General features: G+C 68.0%; 15 protein-coding genes and 1 pseudogene. 8 read left to right on the forward strand and 8 right to left on the reverse strand.

The genetic code is table 11. From position 1 onward, the window contains the following. The 7 genes and pseudogenes from FKV24_RS15175 to FKV24_RS15205 all read left to right on the forward strand — a co-directional run. A pseudogene (locus FKV24_RS15175) lies at nt 1-361 on the forward strand (hypothetical protein); the annotation flags it as partial. 145 nt (nt 362-506) lie between these two features. After that, complete coding sequence (locus tag FKV24_RS15180) at nt 507-899, forward strand: PTS sugar transporter subunit IIA (protein ID WP_141482987.1); 393 nt, start codon at nt 507-509, stop codon at nt 897-899. 20 nt (nt 900-919) lie between these two features. After that, nucleotides 920-1189 (forward strand): HPr family phosphocarrier protein, encoded by a 270-nt coding sequence (locus FKV24_RS15185; RefSeq protein ID WP_111265711.1) that lies wholly within the window; start codon nt 920-922, stop codon nt 1187-1189. A 14-nt stretch (nt 1190-1203) separates the two neighbouring features. After that, entirely contained in the window at nt 1204-2925 is a 1722-nt protein-coding gene (ptsP, locus tag FKV24_RS15190; RefSeq protein WP_141482988.1) for a phosphoenolpyruvate--protein phosphotransferase, read from the forward strand. A gap of 261 nt (nt 2926-3186) precedes the next feature. Further along, a complete protein-coding gene (gene mgtE, locus FKV24_RS15195; protein ID WP_111265709.1) occupies nt 3187-4548 on the forward strand; it encodes a magnesium transporter in 1362 nt (453 codons plus the stop codon). A 27-nt stretch (nt 4549-4575) separates the two neighbouring features. Beyond that, nucleotides 4576-4962, forward strand: coding sequence for a nuclear transport factor 2 family protein (locus FKV24_RS15200; RefSeq protein ID WP_141482989.1), 387 nt, complete (start codon nt 4576-4578; stop codon nt 4960-4962). A gap of 93 nt (nt 4963-5055) precedes the next feature. Next, entirely contained in the window at nt 5056-5901 is an 846-nt protein-coding gene (locus FKV24_RS15205) for a carboxylesterase family protein (protein ID WP_211371887.1), read from the forward strand. A 194-nt stretch (nt 5902-6095) separates the two neighbouring features. Here FKV24_RS15205 and FKV24_RS15210 read toward each other — a convergent pair whose 3' ends face one another. The 3 genes from FKV24_RS15210 to FKV24_RS15220 are packed head-to-tail and all read right to left on the reverse strand — an operon-like array spanning nt 6096 to nt 8119. Further along, nucleotides 6096-7049, reverse strand: a complete 954-nt coding sequence (locus FKV24_RS15210) for an aspartate carbamoyltransferase catalytic subunit (RefSeq protein WP_111265707.1) — start codon at nt 7047-7049, stop codon at nt 6096-6098. Between the two features lie 16 nt (nt 7050-7065). Beyond that, the gene (ruvX, locus tag FKV24_RS15215; protein WP_141482990.1) at nt 7066-7560 is read right to left on the reverse strand and encodes a Holliday junction resolvase RuvX; all 495 of its coding nucleotides are present in this window, start codon (nt 7558-7560) and stop codon (nt 7066-7068) included. Next, on the reverse strand, nt 7553-8119 hold the full coding sequence (locus FKV24_RS15220) for a YqgE/AlgH family protein (RefSeq protein WP_111265705.1): 567 nt from the start codon (nt 8117-8119) through the stop codon (nt 7553-7555). Before FKV24_RS15220 ends, ruvX begins: the two co-directional genes overlap by 8 nt. Before the next feature lie 163 nt (nt 8120-8282). Here FKV24_RS15220 and FKV24_RS15225 point away from each other — a divergent pair, with 163 nt between their 5' ends. After that, on the forward strand, nt 8283-8849 hold the full coding sequence (locus tag FKV24_RS15225) for a DNA-3-methyladenine glycosylase I (protein ID WP_141482991.1): 567 nt from the start codon (nt 8283-8285) through the stop codon (nt 8847-8849). Nucleotides 8850-8975: 126 nt separating this feature from the next. Here the strand turns inward: FKV24_RS15225 and FKV24_RS15230 are convergent, their stop codons facing one another. From FKV24_RS15230 to FKV24_RS15250, 5 genes are all read right to left on the reverse strand, one after another. Further along, nucleotides 8976-9458 carry an FKBP-type peptidyl-prolyl cis-trans isomerase gene (locus tag FKV24_RS15230; RefSeq protein WP_141482992.1) on the reverse strand — a complete coding sequence of 161 codons (483 nt, stop codon included), beginning with the start codon at nt 9456-9458 and terminating at the stop codon, nt 8976-8978. A gap of 407 nt (nt 9459-9865) precedes the next feature. Next, nucleotides 9866-10369, reverse strand: a complete 504-nt coding sequence (locus FKV24_RS15235) for a hypothetical protein (protein ID WP_141482993.1) — start codon at nt 10367-10369, stop codon at nt 9866-9868. Between the two features lie 72 nt (nt 10370-10441). Beyond that, nucleotides 10442-10885 (reverse strand): hypothetical protein, encoded by a 444-nt coding sequence (locus FKV24_RS15240; RefSeq protein ID WP_141482994.1) that lies wholly within the window; start codon nt 10883-10885, stop codon nt 10442-10444. A gap of 150 nt (nt 10886-11035) precedes the next feature. After that, nucleotides 11036-11554, reverse strand: a complete 519-nt coding sequence (locus FKV24_RS15245; RefSeq protein WP_141482995.1) for a hypothetical protein — start codon at nt 11552-11554, stop codon at nt 11036-11038. A gap of 2 nt (nt 11555-11556) precedes the next feature. Then, the coding region (locus tag FKV24_RS15250) for an RHS repeat domain-containing protein (protein WP_141482996.1) at nt 11557-12339 on the reverse strand (783 nt) is incomplete at its 5' end.

Here is a 12339-nt window from a genome sequence, read left to right on the forward strand (position 1 = left end):
GGAGACTCCCATGAACCACGCTCCGAAAACCGCCGATCCGGACCATCGCCGCCGCTGGACGATGGCGGCGCTCCCGGTCGCCACCCTGCTCGCGCTGGGCCTGGCCGCCTGCGAACCGGCGGCGCCTCCATCCGGATCGACGCCGCCGGCGGAGGACATGGCCGCACCGGAAACCAGCACGCCCGCGGACACCGCACCGGCCGATGACATGAGCGCACCGGAGACGGAGACCGAGAACGCCTACCCGTCGCCGATGCCCGAGCCGCTCGACGAGCGCGAACAGCCGCCTTCACCGATCGCGCCGGAGCCCGCGGTCGAACCGACGCAGGAGCCGGCGCCCGGCGACACCCCTCAGCCCTAGCATCCACCGGCGTCGCCCGGACGATCCGGCGACGCCCATCTTCAACCAGGTACGGGCAGCCGATGGCTGCCCGTACTGCGTTTGCGCGCGCACCGATCGCATCGATCGCTACCGGCGGGTCACCCGGCTCTGATAAGTTGATGGGATGAGCGTCGGCATCCTCCTCGTCACCCATCAAGGCATCGGCAGCGCGCTGCTGGCGGTGGCCACGCAGTTGTTGCGCAACCTGCCGCTGAGCACCGAAGCCTTCGAAGTGCCGTTCGGCGCCGATCCGGACCAGTTGCTGCCGCAGGCCAGCGCCGCGCTGCGGCGGGTCGACGGCGGCGATGGCGTGCTGGTGCTGACCGACGTCTATGGCGCGACCCCGAGCAACCTCGCCGCCCGGGTCGCACGGCTGGGAACGCCGGTGCGCCGGGTATCCTCGTTGAATCTGCCGATGCTGCTGCGGGTGATGAACTACGCCGAGCTCGGCCTGGACGAACTGCCCGCGGTCGCCGCCGCGGGCGCGCGCAACGGCGTCATCCTGGACGACGCCTGAGGACGGCCCGAGGACTCCCCATGATCGAACGCGAACTGACCGTATCCAACCGCCTCGGCCTGCACGCGCGCGCGACCGCCAAGCTGGTCCAGGTGCTGTCCGCGTTCCGCAGCAACGCCACCCTCGTCGCCAAGGGCCGCGAGGTCAACGCCAAGAGCATCATGGGGGTGATGTTGCTGGCCGCCGGCCAGGGCACCGCGGTCCGGCTGCGGGTCGAGGGCGAGGACGAGGCCGCCGCCACCGAAGCGATCGTCGCGCTGTTCGAGCGCCGCTTCGACGAGGACAACTGAGGAGACCGGCGCGGATGCGGCAGGAGTTCAACGGCACCGGAGCCTCGCGCGGAAGCGTGCTCGGCCGTGCCCGCGTCCGCCTGCCGCACGCACTCGAGGTCGTTGAGGAGCACATCGCCGGCGAGGCGATCGACGACGAGCTGGCGCGCCTGCACGCGGCGATCGCGGTCGTTCGCGAGGAGATGCACACGCTGCGCGAGCGCCTGCATGGCGCGCTCGCCCACGAGGTCGGCGAGTTCCTCGACCTGCATACGCTGCTGCTGGACGACCCGGAGCTGCTGCAGGGCCTGAACGAACTGATCCGGATCGGCCGCTATACCGCCGACTACGCGCTGCGCCTGCAGCGCGACCGCATCGCCGCGGTGTTCGAGGACATGGACGATGCGTATTTCCGCAGCCGGGTCGAGGACATCGACCAGGTCATCGGCCGCGTGCATGCCGCGCTGCACCGCCGCCAGGGCGAGATGCAGGGCCTGGCCGGCGACATCCTGATCACCGACACCGTGGCCCCGGCCGAGATCGCCCAGTTGCAGGCGCACGGGGCGATGGCGATCGTCACCGCCAGCGGCAGCCCGCTCTCGCACAGCGCGATCCTCGCCCGCAGCCTGCACCTGCCGCTGGTGGTGGGCGTCCCCAACGTGCTGCAGAAGATCAACGACGGCGACACGTTGATGATCGACGGCGGCAGCGGCCTGGTCGTGCTCGAACCCAATGCCGAGGACCTGCGCGGGCATCGCGCGCGGGTGCGCGAGCTCAAGCGCGAGCGCAAGGAACTGCACCGCCTGCGCCGCGAACCCACCCGCACCCGCGACGGCGTCGACATCAAGCTCTACGCCAACGCCGAGTCGCGCGAGGACGTCGCCGAGGCGCACGCGCTGGGCGCGGCCGGGATCGGCCTGTACCGCACCGAATTCCTGTTCCTGCAACGCCGCGAGCTGCCGGACGAGGACGAGCAGTTCCGCGCCTACCGCGATCTGGTGCTGGGCATGACCGGCCGCACCGTCACCGTGCGTACCGTCGATCTGGGCGCCGACAAGGCCGACCACACCGGACTGGCCCTGCGCGACGAGCCCAACCCGGCGCTGGGCCTGCGCGGCGTGCGCCTGTCGCTGGCCCGTCCCGACGTGCTGGAGACCCAGCTGCGCGCCCTGCTGCGCGCCTCCGGCTACGGTCCGATGCGGATCCTGCTGCCGATGGTCAGCAGCCGCGCCGAGATCCGCGCGGTGCGCGGCCACCTGGCGCGGATCGCCGGCGAGCTGCGCGCGCAGGGCCATGCGATCGCCGAGCAACTGCCGCTGGGCGCGATGATCGAGGTCCCGGCGGCGGCGATCGCCCTGGCCAGCTTCATCGACGAGGTCGACTTCCTGTCGATCGGCACCAACGACCTGGTCCAGTATCTGCTCGCCGCCGACCGCATCAACGAGGCGCTCGGCGAGCTCTACACACCGCTGCACCCGGCGGTGGTGCGGGTGCTGCGCGACGTGATCCGCCACGCCCACACCCGCGGCGTGCCGGTCGCGGTATGCGGCGAGATGGCCGGCGACGCCAGCTTCGCCCCGCTGCTGCTGGCGCTGGGACTGACCGAGTTCAGCCTGCACCCGTCGACGATGCTGGAACTGCGCCAGGTGATCCGCAATCACGACCTGGCGCGGTTGCGCAGGCACAGCTCCGGGTTGATGCGTGCGCGCGACCACGCCGCCCTGGCGCGCTGGCTCGACAGCAACACCGGTCACTGAACGCCGCGGCCGCACGCCGGGGTGTGCAGCCACGCCCGCAACGGCGATAATCACGCCCGGACGCATTGGAAGCGTCGTCCCCGGAACGGTCTGCCCGGCCAGGCCCTCCGGGAGAGTCGCACCGCAGTCCGCCACCCTGCCGCCTTGCGGAGGATGCCGGGACGGTTGCGGCGCCCGACCTGGAACCGGGCCGACCCCGTCGTCCGGTTCTTCCGACCGCGCCGCCGACCACACCGCTGAGCCCCACAACCGGAGCCCTGCATGGCCGAAGCCGTCCGCCACGACAAGACCGCACGCCAGTTGCGCCTGCTATCGGATGCGCTCGACAGCGGTCGCCTGGGCCCGGTCCGGCGGCTGGTCAATACCTTGTCGCCGGCAGAGATCGGCAACCTGCTCGAATCGCTGCCGCCGGCCAAGCGCACGGTGGTCTGGGGTCTGGTCGACGCCGAGGACGACGGCGAGGTGCTGGTCCACGTCGGCGACGAGGTCCGCGAGAGCCTGCTCGCCGAGATGGATCCGGACGAGATCGTCGCCGCGGTCGAGGACCTCGACATCGACGACCTCGCCGATCTGGTCGAGGACCTGCCGGACACGGTCATCGACGAAGTCCTCAAGTCGATGGACCGCGAGAACCGCGACCGCCTCGAACAGGTCCTGTCCTACCCCGAGGACACCGCCGGCCGCCTGATGAATCCCGACGTGGTGACCGTGCGCGCGGACACCACCGTCGACGTCGTGCTGCGCTATCTGCGCCTGCGCGGCGAGCTGCCCGAACACACCGACCATCTGTACGTGGTCAGCCGCCGCCACCAGTACCTGGGCCGGATCGCGCTGGCCTCGCTGCTGACCTGCGAGCCGGGCGACCCGATCAACAAGCTGGTCGACGACGAGCAGCCGGCGATCGACGTCGACGAGTCCGCCGACGAGGTCGCCCGCCAGTTCTCCGACCACGACTGGCTGAGCGCGCCGGTGGTCGACGACGGCAACGTGCTGCTGGGCCGCATCACCATCGACGACGTGGTCGACATCATCCGCGAACGCGCCGAGCACCAGGCCCTGGGCGCGGCCGGCCTGGACGAGGAAGAGGATCTGTTCAGCCCGATCCGACGGGCGATGCGGCGGCGCCTGATCTGGTTGACGATCAACCTCGGCACCGCCTTCCTCGCCGCCAGCGTGGTCGGCCAGTTCGAGGCCACGATCGAGAAGATCGTCGCCCTCGCGGTGCTGATGCCGATCGTCGCCGGCATGGGCGGCAATGCCGGCACCCAGGTGCTGGCACTGATGGTGCGCGGCCTCGCCCTGGGCCAGGTCGGCGCCTCCAACGCCGGCGTGCTGCTGTGGAAGGAAGTCCGGCTGGCCCTGCTCAACGGCCTGACCCTCGGCTCCCTGCTCGGCATCGTGGTCTGGTTCTGGTTCCGCGACTGGCAGCTGTCACTGGTGATCGCCTCGGCGCTGACCCTGAACCTGCTGTTCGCCGCCACCGCCGGGGTGACCGTGCCGCTGACCCTGAAACGGCTGGGCTTCGACCCCGCGCTGGCCAGCAGCATCTTCCTGACCACGGTCACCGACGTGCTGGGCTTCTTCACCTTCCTCGGCCTGGCGACCCTGGTGTTGCTGCACTGAGCCTGCGGCACGGACGGCGGCGACCTCATGGACACCGTGGCACTGCAGGCCCATCTGCTCGAACTCGAACAGCGCCTGCTGCAACCGGCGACGCGCGCCTCGGTGGCGGCGCTGGACGGGCTGGTCGCCGACGACTTCGTCGAGATCGCCAGCAGCGGCCGCGCGTTCGGCAAGGACGAAGTGCTGACGCGACTGCCGCGCGAGGCGGGCCTTTTCCAGTACCGCATCGAGGACTTCTCGCTGCGCCTGCTGGGCGCGGGCCTGGCCCTGGCGACCTATCGGGCGACGATCGTCGATGCCGACGCCGCACGGCCGCCACGGCACTCGCTGCGCAGCTCGTTGTGGCGACACGAGGATGCCGGCTGGCGCATGGTCTTCCACCAGGGCACGCCGATCGCAGCGGACCGGGATTGAAGCTCGCGTACTGACCCCGGCAGCGGCCACCGCGTTGCGGTAGCCTGCCCCCTGCACGCTTCCCGCTCGAACCGCACCCGGAGCCCTCCCGCCATGCCCCTCACGTTGCGCCGGACCCTGTCCCTGATGGCCACCTCGATGCTGCTCGCCCTGACCGTCGCCTGCACGACCACGCCATCCGCATCGCGGTCCGCCGACGCGCCGTCCGAGCCGGTCGCGGCGGGCGAGTTCGTCCGCCGCACCGTCCGCCTCGATGGCGTCGAGCGTGTCTACCAGGTCTTCGTGCCCGCCTCCGCGCGCCTGCAGGACGCCGCCGGCCGACGCCCGGTGGTGCTGTTCCTGCACGGCTCCGGCGAGCGTGGCGACGACGGCGACAAGCAGACCGCGGTCGGCCTGGGCCCGTTCCTGCGTGCCCATGCGCAACGCTTTCCGGCGATCGTGGTGTTCCCGCAGTCGCCGGCCGAGCGCTCCTGGGACGGCGATGTCGCGGCGATGGCCCTGGCCACGCTCGACGCGGCGACGGCGGAGTTCGGCGGCGACCCCGACCGCACCTATCTGACCGGCCTGTCGCGCGGCGGCTACGGCACCTGGGAGCTGGCGCTGCTGCAGCCGCAGCGCTTCGCCGCGCTGGCCCCGGTCTGCGGCGGCATCACCTCGCCGCGCGCCGAGTCGCCGCTGGCGGTCGAAGCGGTGGCCGGTGCCGCCGATCCGTTCGAAGCCACCGCCACGCGCCTGCATCATCTGCCGGTCTGGATCTTCCACGGCGGCCGCGACGACGTGGTGCCGCCGCAGCAGTCGCGACGCATGCACGCGGCGTTGCGGGCCGTCGGCGCCGACGTCCGCTACACCGAGTTTCCCGACGCCAACCACAACGCCTGGGACGCGACCTACAACTACGCGCCGATGTGGGACTGGATGTTCGGACAGCGGCGCCGCTGAAGCAGCACGCAGGAGCGGCGTGAGCCGCGATGAAGCGTTCACGGCAAGGCCCGATCGCGGCTTACGCCGCTCCTACATACGCACCGGAGGAGCACGGCGAGGGCGCGCGTCGCCGCCCCGTCACCGCAGGCAACGCCAAGCGCACGCCAGACTCTGGCTCTCGTAGGAGCGGCGTGAGCCGCGACCGGCTCCGGCTACCGCCGCAGCAGGCTTTCCAGCACCGCCATCCGCACCGCGACGCCGTTGGCGACCTGGCGCAGCACCAGCGAACGCGGGCCGTCGGCGACCTCGTCGGTGATCTCGACGCCGCGGTTCATCGGCCCCGGGTGCATCACCACCGCCTCGGCGTCGGCGCGGGCCAGGCGCGCGGCGGTCAGGCCGTAGTCGCGGTGGTAATCCTCCAGCGAGGCGACCAGGCCGTCCTCCATGCGCTCGCGCTGCAGTCGCAGCATCATCACCGCATCGACCCCGTCCAGCGCGGCGTCGAAATCCTGGCTGACGATGCAGTCCTTCAGCGTGTCGTCGTCGGGCAGCAGCGCCCGCGGTCCGCAGACGCGGATCTGGCCGGCGCCCAGGGTGCGCAGCGCGTGCAGGTCCGAGCGCGCGACCCGCGAGTGCTTGACGTCGCCGACGATCAGCACCTTCAGCGACGAAAAGTCGCCGCCCTTGGCCTGGCGCAGGCTGAGCATGTCGAGCAGGCCCTGGGTCGGGTGCGCGCTGCGGCCGTCGCCGGCATTGATCAGGTGGGTGCCTTCGGCTGCCTCCGCGGCCAGCGCGGCGACCGCGCCGTCGTGCTTGTGGCGAACGATGAAACCGCGCACGCCCATCGCCTCGATGGTCTTCAGGGTGTCGCGCGCGGTCTCGCCCTTGCTGGTCGACGAGGTCGAGGCGTCGAAGTTCAGCACGTCCGCACCCAGCCGCTGGGCGGCGAGCTGGAAGCTCAGCCGGGTCCGGGTCGAAGGCTCGAAGAACAGGGTGCAGACCGCGGTGCCGGCCAGTGCGCTGCGCGCGTCGTGACCCTCGGCATAGTGCTGGGCGCGGTCGAGCAGGGTCAGCATCCGCTCGCGCGGCATGTCCCGCAGGCCGATCAGGTGGCGCGACGGGTCGACCGCAGCGTGCGGCGCGGTGGCGGAAGGCGTTGGGCTCATGGGGTCCGGGGCGGTATCAGTGGGAAGCGTCGGAAGACGGCGGGGAGCCGATTTCGGTGGCGTCGTCGGGGGCGGCCAGCCAGCGTTCGACGATGACCGCGGCGGCCATCGCATCGAGCACCTCGGCATCGCGGCGACGGCGGCGGCCTTCGGCACGGGCGCCGGCGAAGCGTTGCGCGGCCTCGACCGAGCTGGCGCGCTCGTCGACCAGGGCCACCCCCAGCCGGTAGCGTGCGTGCAGTTCGCGGGCGAACGCGTGCGCGCGCCGGCGGTTGGGCTGATCGCCGCCGTCCAGGGTCATCGGGTCGCCGACCACGAAGCCGTCCGGCCGCCACTCCTTGCACAGGCGGTCGATCGCGGTCCAGTCGGGGCCATGGCCGTGCACGTCGACCACCGCCAGCGCACGCGCGCCATTGCCGAACGCGCTGCCGACCGCGACCCCGATGCGGCGGGCGCCGACGTCGAATCCAAGTACCGTGCCGTCGCGTCTCATCACGGCCGCCTCAGGCATGCCCCGCGTAGTCGGCGAGGTGGGCGAAATCCACGCCGATGCGACCGGCCGCGGCCTGCCAGCGCGCGTCCAGCGGCATCGAGAACAGCAGCTCGGCGTCGGAGGGTGCAGTCAGCCAGTCGTTGTCGGCCAACTCGCGCTCGAGCTGGCCCGAGCCCCAGCCGGCGCAGCCCAACGCCACGGTCGCATTGGCCGGCCCCTCGCCGAGCACCATCGCCTCGAGAATCTCGCGCGAGGTGGTCAGGTACAGCTGTTCGCCGATCTGCATCGTCGAGTCCCAGTTCAGGCCACCGTCGTGGAGCACGAAACCGCGTTCGGGGTGGACCGGGCCACCGGCCAGGACCGGCTGCGCGCGCAGCGAGTCGCTGCCGCCTTCGACCCCCATCTGGCCCAGCACCTCGCCGAGGGTGTACTCGGAGGCGCGGTTGACCACGATGCCCATCGCGCCGTCCTCGTCGTGCTGGCAGATCAGCGCGACGCTGCGCGAGAAGTTGGTGTCCGCCAGCGAAGGCAGGGCGATCAGGAGCTGGTTGGCGAGCGGCGTAGTGGGCACGGACATGGCCGTCATTCTAGCGCCTCGCCAGCGGCTCGCGTGGGTCCGCGCGACGCGCTATGGTCATGGGTCCGGCGCCTGCCCGGCCGCGCAGCGACGGTCGGCGGCGGCCCGCCACCTCGACCCTTCCAGCCTGCCGGGCCCGCCGCCCGGCCGCGAGGAGTATTCCATGTCAGGTTATTGCGACATCGCGCCCGGCCACCCGCTGCACGGCCCCTATCACGACCGCGAGTACGGCGTGCCGCAGCGCGAGGAGGCGGTGCTGTTCGAGCGCCTGTTGCTGGAGATCAACCAGGCCGGGCTGAGCTGGGAAACCATCCTGCGCAAACGCGAGGGCTTCCGCCGCGCCTACGACGGCTTCGACGTCGACACGGTCGCCGGCTACGGCGAGGCCGAGCGCGCGCGGCTGCTGGCCGACGCCGGCATCATCCGCAACCGGCTCAAGGTCGACGCGGCGATCCACAACGCCGGGGTGATCCGGGCGATGCGCGACAGTCACGGCGGCTTCGCCGACTGGCTCGACGCGCATGCCCGCGACGGCGACGCGCCGCGCGACAAGGCCGCGTGGGTAAAGCTGTTCAAGCGCACGTTCCGCTTCACCGGCGGCGAGATCACCGGCGAGTTCCTGATGAGCCTGGGCTACCTGCCCGGCGCCCACCGCGCCGACTGCCCGGCGATGCGGCGCATCGCCCGCGAGCATCCGCGGCTGCCCTCGGTCGTCGCGCTGACCGGCTGAGCGCCGGCCCTTCCCCGCCCCGCGGACATGAAACGGCCCGGACCGCAGACGCGATCCGGGCCGGGATGTCGTCGCGCGTGGCCGCGGCACGAGGCCGCGACCATCGCCGGCGCTACCGCAGGCGGATCAGGCGTGCTCGCCGCCCGCGCCGTGGGTGTGGCCGTGCTGCTGCTCGTCCTCGGTCGCCTCGCGCACCTCGGTGATCTCGACGTCGAAGTGCAGGGTCTTGCCGGCCAGCGGGTGGTTGCCGTCGACGGTGATGGTGCCCTCGCCGACCTCGGTCACGGTCACCAGCAGCGGACCGTTGCCGGTCTGGGCCTGGAACTGCATGCCCGGCTGCACGTTGTCGATGCCCTGGAAGGCCTCGCGCGGCACCTGCTGGACCAGACCGTCGTGGCGGACGCCATAGCCCTCCTCGGGCGCCACGTCGACCTTGAGCTTGTCACCGGCCTGCTTGCCGGCCAGGGCCTTCTCCAGCCCGGCGACGATGTTGCCGGCGCCGTGCAGGTAGCTCAGCGGGTCGCGGCCGCTGGACGAGTCGATGACCTGACCGGCATCGTCGGTCAGGGTGTAGTGGAAGGAAGCGACGCGACGGTCGGCGATCTCCATGGGAGCCTCCATTGTCTAGGGAGTGTGGGAATACGCCGAAAAGGCCGGAGCACTGACAGACGACGCAAAGAAATAGCCGCTCGAGGCGGCCAGAACGGGAAGTCTGGACGTGGCGGGCGGTGAGTGCAAGTTTGGCGCCGCCGGGCGCATATTCCCGCGCCGCAGATAGCGCCAGTCCGGTGATCGCGCCTGGATCGATATGCCCCATCGAGCCGGTATGCGACGGGTCAGATATCCCGCGGGCCGGCACTGGCCCGACTGAGCAGGACGAGACCGGTCCAAGCGTCCGGGTAGTGGACAACGCCGGCCTGGGGCGACTCGATCAGGAGGACGTCGATTACGCCCCTATGGAGCACGCGCTCATTTCCGAGCCGCGTTGCTGGCGAGAACCGCTATCGCAGACAGCGTCAAGGTGTCTCTGACATCGTTCTTGCCGAACCGAATCCACGGTCGCCGTCAATCAGATAGGTCACGTACGCACGAGTCTTGGGGTTCACAAAACCTATCCCCATAAGCCCTACTTCTTCCGAGTAGAGGTAGAACGTGCTCTGCCCCTGAGCATCCATTCGGATCCTCATCAGACGTTCCTGACGCCCCCACAGCTCGTAATTCTCGACCGATTCAACGCGATACTTGCGCCCGTGCGCCTCCCACTCCGCCTGCCCCTGCCCTAGAACCCGAGGGAAATGGAAGGAAAGCGTTTCAGACTCCACACAGATGAAGGGAGACCCCGGCTCACATACTTCCATATCCTCCCCGACATCGGCGACCAGAAACTGCCTCCTGTCGACATCAATCGCTATCCGCTTCTGTGGAAACGCAGGATCTATATACCTGAAGACTTCATGAGCTTCGACAACTCCTGAAAGGCCAACAAGCAACACGAAAACAACTAAAAAAGCTCTAGTCATCGCCTCCCCAATTCAGCACAGTCGCCGCCGGAGTACAGAAGCTTCCGTGTCGCCGTTCACGCGCCTCGATCCCTACTGCGCCGGATCGCGGGCCAGGGACACCGCGCTGGCGAAAACCTCTAGTAGGCCGTCCGTCAGATACAGGCGGACCACACCCCGATCGACATCGACCCGGCAGTTCGCCACGTTTCCGGCCGATGCATTTTCGAGCAAGCTTGGAGTATCCACGCTCATCAGACAGGACTCCACGCCCGTCATCGAAAGGGTCGCATCGATCCTGCTCGACGATTCGGGCGTCTCGTACATCGACAGTCGGACCTCGCAGATCCCTTCGAACACCCGCAAGTCGATGCCATACAACACGGCATCGTGAAGCTCCACGTGGCCAAGCGCTTCGATCGAGTCGGCTATTTCCACATCAACCTCCATGTGTCTCTGAACATCCTGTCGCATCCTGTCCTGCGCGAACAACCAGTTCGGTCCGCAAGCACTCAACACAATGACCTGAGCGTTCATAGGGACATTGCGCCCCGTCAGACCTGGAGCCTCTCCAACCATGGATCGGCGCCCCTCATCGCCAGAAGGAAAATGAACCTGATCCTATTTCCAGACCCTATTTCCACAGAAAATGAACCCAACCCCATTCTTCTCGCCCCGGCCCCACTCCTACTGCTTTCGCCCCGCAACGCCTGCGCTCCGAATTATTGACGGGCAAGAGCTCGAAAAAACCTTCTTTTTAGGAATGAACAACAAACCCTGCCCACCTATGTAAGCCCCCTTGTCCGAATAACTATCATCTACCTCATAGAAAATTATCAAATCCCCGGAACTATGCGCCTCGTCATAATCCACGAACAAATGAGATAAAGAAATCTCCCCTATGATCACCCCCCCTGACTCAAGCTCAACTTCCCCGAAATAGTCAGCAACAGGGCGATGCTGGCGTAACTTAGTCGCTTTACCACTAGAAATTTCGTATCCAACAAAAACTAACGCGCGTGACGAGTAACTCCAAGGCAGCGACGACTCTTCAACTGTTATTGACACAGACGAAACATTCTTCGCCAGAACCTTGATCACCTCAGGCTCAGCGCAGTCCACGTAGGGAGCGATACCTATAGCCGCATACGCACTTTGCACGCATGCAAGCAAAGCACCAGCGGTCAAGAACACCAGACACTTCATAATTAGTTACTCCTGTAGCTTCCGCTCCTGATGTCAGGGATATTCTGATTTACTATTTGCTTTATTCGCTTGACAACCGCCTTTCGACAGTCACTGTCGCACCCCCCCATTGCCTTGAGCTTTGCCGCCAAACAGCGAAGCTCCGCGGCATGGGCTCTGAGCTCGCTCCTATCAAGCTCGCCAAACACATGAACTCCATCGAAATCATTCGGAAAAGTAACCATCCTTGGAGACGTTCCAAACAGAAAATGCAAAGGGCTCTTCTGACATAGCCCTGGGCTGCTCCGATATGCGTCATTAGCATGAGAAATTTCGTGAGCCTCTACGCAGTCGCGAATCTCCTTGCATTCAGAATAATAGCTTGGCCAGGCACTCCAATTATAAAATGGCCTAATAACCCCATCCACACAATAAATGCTTCCCGCAGGCCTTTGTCCTGGAGGGAGCAAATCACGCAAATAGGCCTGAAGCCCAGTAGCATCAACGGCAGATAAAGGTGTCTGAAGGGCATAGACATATGTTGCAATGCCACCATTCATCCCAATCGGATCACTCTGTGCATACCGTCCCACCCCCGCCTCATAATCCCGGAAGTAGTTGTAGTTGAGCCCGCTCGCGGCATCGTAGCGCTGACCCGGGAAGCGCATATCCAGCGCGAAGGCGGTGCTGTCGCCGTCGGGGTCCGGGTTCGGGGCGCTGTTGCCGAAGGCTTCGCTGGCGATGTCCCAGGTCCAGACCGCGACGTCGCGCTGGGGTTCGATCACCGCGCGCGGGGTGCCGAGGTG

This window comes from Marilutibacter maris (assembly GCF_006546735.2).
In the GTDB taxonomy this organism is placed as follows: Bacteria; Pseudomonadota; Gammaproteobacteria; order Xanthomonadales; family Xanthomonadaceae; genus Marilutibacter; species Marilutibacter maris.

What these genes read in the sequence shown, in the direction of transcription:
- FKV24_RS15225 (WP_141482991.1), top strand. Translation starts at nt 8,283, where the DNA reads ATGTCAGGTTATTGCGACATCGCGCCCGGCCACCCGCTGCACGGCCCC.
- FKV24_RS15185 (WP_111265711.1), top strand. Translation starts at nt 920, where the DNA reads ATGATCGAACGCGAACTGACCGTATCCAACCGCCTCGGCCTGCACGCG.
- FKV24_RS15200 (WP_141482989.1), top strand. Translation starts at nt 4,576, where the DNA reads ATGGACACCGTGGCACTGCAGGCCCATCTGCTCGAACTCGAACAGCGC.
- FKV24_RS15220 (WP_111265705.1), bottom strand. Translation starts at nt 8,119, where the DNA reads ATGTCCGTGCCCACTACGCCGCTCGCCAACCAGCTCCTGATCGCCCTG.
- ptsP (WP_141482988.1), top strand. Translation starts at nt 1,204, where the DNA reads ATGCGGCAGGAGTTCAACGGCACCGGAGCCTCGCGCGGAAGCGTGCTC.
- FKV24_RS15230 (WP_141482992.1), bottom strand. Translation starts at nt 9,458, where the DNA reads ATGGAGATCGCCGACCGTCGCGTCGCTTCCTTCCACTACACCCTGACC.
- mgtE (WP_111265709.1), top strand. Translation starts at nt 3,187, where the DNA reads ATGGCCGAAGCCGTCCGCCACGACAAGACCGCACGCCAGTTGCGCCTG.
- FKV24_RS15245 (WP_141482995.1), bottom strand. Translation starts at nt 11,554, where the DNA reads ATGAAGTGTCTGGTGTTCTTGACCGCTGGTGCTTTGCTTGCATGCGTG.
- FKV24_RS15240 (WP_141482994.1), bottom strand. Translation starts at nt 10,885, where the DNA reads ATGAACGCTCAGGTCATTGTGTTGAGTGCTTGCGGACCGAACTGGTTG.
- FKV24_RS15205 (WP_211371887.1), top strand. Translation starts at nt 5,056, where the DNA reads ATGCCCCTCACGTTGCGCCGGACCCTGTCCCTGATGGCCACCTCGATG.
- ruvX (WP_141482990.1), bottom strand. Translation starts at nt 7,560, where the DNA reads ATGCCTGAGGCGGCCGTGATGAGACGCGACGGCACGGTACTTGGATTC.
- FKV24_RS15180 (WP_141482987.1), top strand. Translation starts at nt 507, where the DNA reads ATGAGCGTCGGCATCCTCCTCGTCACCCATCAAGGCATCGGCAGCGCG.
- FKV24_RS15235 (WP_141482993.1), bottom strand. Translation starts at nt 10,369, where the DNA reads ATGACTAGAGCTTTTTTAGTTGTTTTCGTGTTGCTTGTTGGCCTTTCA.
- FKV24_RS15210 (WP_111265707.1), bottom strand. Translation starts at nt 7,049, where the DNA reads ATGAGCCCAACGCCTTCCGCCACCGCGCCGCACGCTGCGGTCGACCCG.